Annotated in this window: 2 protein-coding genes and 1 pseudogene; 1 reads left to right on the plus strand and 2 read right to left on the minus strand. The window is 72.4% G+C overall.

The features are described from left to right. Positions 1-1436 (minus strand): beta-ketoacyl [acyl carrier protein] synthase domain-containing protein (locus tag ACVNF4_RS34230; RefSeq protein WP_461806766.1); only part of this gene is annotated, 1436 nt, incomplete at its 3' end. A gap of 263 nt (positions 1437-1699) precedes the next feature. On the opposite strand from ACVNF4_RS34230, the pseudogene ACVNF4_RS34235 reads away from it, so the two are divergent. Further along, positions 1700-2689: pseudogene (locus ACVNF4_RS34235) on the plus strand (IS110 family transposase). Positions 2690-2692: 3 nt separating this feature from the next. Here ACVNF4_RS34235 and ACVNF4_RS34240 read toward each other — a convergent pair. Beyond that, positions 2693-3192, minus strand: a 500-nt coding sequence (locus tag ACVNF4_RS34240; protein WP_461806767.1) for an acyl carrier protein, incomplete at its 5' end; no start/stop codon positions are given.

Here is a 3192-nt window from a genome sequence, read left to right on the forward strand (position 1 = left end):
CCGACTCCTGGCCCCGCCACGAACCCGACCCGTACGGCGGGCGGTGGGTCATCACCTCCCCGGACCGGCGCATCCACATCGGCTGGGACGGCGACGGCCTGGACGAGCTGTCCGGCGGGCCACGGCGTGTTGTGCCGGGGCACCGTGAAGCCGATCCCCTGCCACGGGATGTGCGGGTTGAGCTCGCCGTCGTCCGGGTGTGCGGCGGCCGGGATCACGCCGTGCTGGAGCATCAGGACGGTCTTCATCACGGACGCGATGCCGGACGCGCCTTCGAGGTGGCCGAGGCGGGACTTGACGCTGCCGATGTTCAGGGGGGTGCCCCGGCGGCGGACCGCCTCGCCGAGCACCCCGTCCAGGGCGCCGATCTCGATCGGGTCGCCGAGCACGGTGCCGGTGCCGTGGGCCTCCACGAAGCCGACGTCGGCCGGGTCGATCCGGGCGTCGGCCAGCGCCGCCCGGATCACCTCCTGCTGAGCCGGTCCGCTCGGGGCCGTCAGGCCGGACGCCGCGCCGTCGTGGTTGACGGCCGTGCCCCGGATGACGGCGAGGACCGGCCGGCCCTCGCGCTCGGCGTCGTCGAGGCGCATCAGGGCGACGACGCCGATGCCCTCGCCGCGCCCGTAGCCGTCGGCGGTGGCGAGGAAGGACTTGGAGCGGCCGTCCGGTGCCAGCGCCCTCGTCTGGCACAGCGAGACCATCAGGCTCGCGGAGAGCAGCAGGTTGGCGCCGGCGGCCAGCGCGTAGCGGCACTCGCCGGCGCGCAGCCCCCGCACCGCGAGGTGCAGGGTGGCCATGGAGGAGGAGCAGGCGGTCTCCACGCCGAGGACGGGGCCGGAGAAGCCCATCAGGTGGCTGATGCGTCCGGCGCCGAAGCTGAGGCCGCCGCCCGTGATGTAGTACGGGTCGATCCGGGACATGTCCGAGCGGTTCTCGTTGCGCTCGCTGTACTCGGAGGTCATCATGCCGAGGTAGATCCCGACGTCGAGCCGGTCGGAGCGGCGTACCGCGATCCCGGCCCGCTCCAGCGCCTCCCAGCTGGTCTCCAGGAGCATCCGCTGCTGGGGGTCGAGGAGGCGGGCCTCACGGCGGGAGATCCCGAAGAAGTCGGCGTCGAAGTCGGCGACGGTGTCGAGGAATCCGGCGCGGTCGACGTAGGAGCGGCCGAGGCGTCCGGCCGCCGGGTCGTACGCCGCGCGCAGGCCGGGCCGGTCGGCGGGGATCTCGGACAGCGCCGAGTCGGTGCCGCACAGGAACTCCCAGTACGCCTCGGGTGTGTCGATGGCCGGCGGCAGCCTCATCCCCATGCCGACGACGGCGACCGGCGCGTGGTGCGCGTCCTCCAGTTCGGCGATCCTGGCCCGCAGCCGGTGGGAGAGCCGGAGCTGGTCCTCCATCAGGGCGCGGACGCCTTCGGTGTCCAGGGCCTCACTCATACCTGCCTGTCTCCTAATCAGTTCTGGGAGTCAGCCGTACGGCAGACTCCTGGCGGTACCCGGCGGCAGGTGAGCACCCTGTCCTCCTGGACGTTGGGTCCTGAAGAAAGACCGTGCCCCTGCCGTTCGGCCCGGGGAAGTGATCGCTGATGGGATGTCGTGCCCGCCGCCAGTCGGCGTGAGCACTGCTTGATTAGGTCGCTGATGGTTCTCCGGCAGGCTGCTGAAGGTGATCGGCATCGAGTGCGGGAGGACCGTTGCGGCTGTTCGTGGGCGATGACCGGGCCGAGGACCATCACGACATCGAGGTGATGGACGTCTCGGGGCGACGCCTGACCAAAGCCCGGCTGCCCGAGGGCGTGACCGGGATGGCCCGGCTGCACCAGATACTCGGCGAGGCGGCCGGGGACGACGCGGACGAGGCCGAGATCCTCGTCGGGACCGAAACCGACCGCGGCCCCTGGGTACGGGCCCTGGTCACCGCGGGCTGCACCGTGCCGGCCGTCAACCCGCTGCAAGCCGCCCGGTTCCGGGACCGGCTGGGCGTCTCCGGCGCCAAGAGCGATCCCGGCGACGCGCACGTGCCGGCCGACATGGTCCGCACCCGTAAGACACTGATCTGGGAACGCACCCGGCACAGCCAGCGCCTGCGACACGCGCTGCGCGACTACTTCCCCGCCGCCCTGGAGGCGTTCGACGACCTGGACGCCGCCGACACTCTGGAGCTCCTGGGCAAGGCCCCCGCCCCGGTCCTGGCCGCACGGCTGACCACAGCGCAGATCAGAGCGGCACTCAAGCGGGCCCGCCGCAGGAACATCTCCGCCAAGGCGTCCGCGATCCAGACGGCGCTGAGAGCCGAGCACCTGAGCCAGCCCGAAGAAGTCACCGCCGCCTACGCGGCCTCCGTCACCGCGCTGCCGGCCGTCCTGACCACCCTGAACACCCAGATCAAGGCCCTGGAAGGGCAGGTCGAGGCCCATTTTGGGCGGCACCCGGCCGCTGGGATCAGCCTCTCCCAGCCCGGGCTGGGAGTCGTCATCGACGCCCTGCTCACCCAGGCGTTCAGCACGCTGAAGGTCTCCCCCAACGCGCGCGCCTACTGGCGGTAACGCGACCGGGGCAAGGGCCACAACGCCGCCCTGCGCCAGCTCGCCAACCGGCTTGTCGGCATCCTCCACGGATGCCTCAAGACCGGCATCTGCTACGACGAGGCAACCGCCTGGTCGCATCACGCGGAACTGGCTACTGGTTGACATCTACGCTCCTGGGATGTCTCTCTGGGACACGTCGCTGTGGACGGCCCGGACGAGTTCCTCGAAGGACAGCGCGGCGAGGTCCGGGAGCGGCGCGTGGTCCGGTGCGCCCTGGCCGGTGGGCCGAGCGGGTTCGGGGTGGAGCAGGCCGAGGATGTGCCGGGTGATGCGCGGGGCCGTGGGGTGGTCGAGGGCCACCGTCGCCAGGAGGTCGACGCCGAGGGCGTGCGAGAGCCGGGTGCGCAGGTCGATCACCATGATCGAGTCGAGGCCCATGTCGCCGAAGGTGGTCTCCTCGTCGAGGGCCGCGGGCTGCCCGAGGGTCTCGCCGGCGGTCTCGCGGACGAAGTCCCGCAGTGCCGCGTCCCGTTCGCCCGGGTCCAGGGCGTCGAGGCGGTCGCCGAACCAGCCGCGCGGCCGGCCGGTGCGGGCGCCGTGCGTGTCGCCCCGTCCGGCGGGCGCATCCAGCAGCCGGGCGCGGGGATGGTCGCCGAGCGCCTCGG

Source organism: Streptomyces sp. S6 (genome assembly GCF_054880855.1).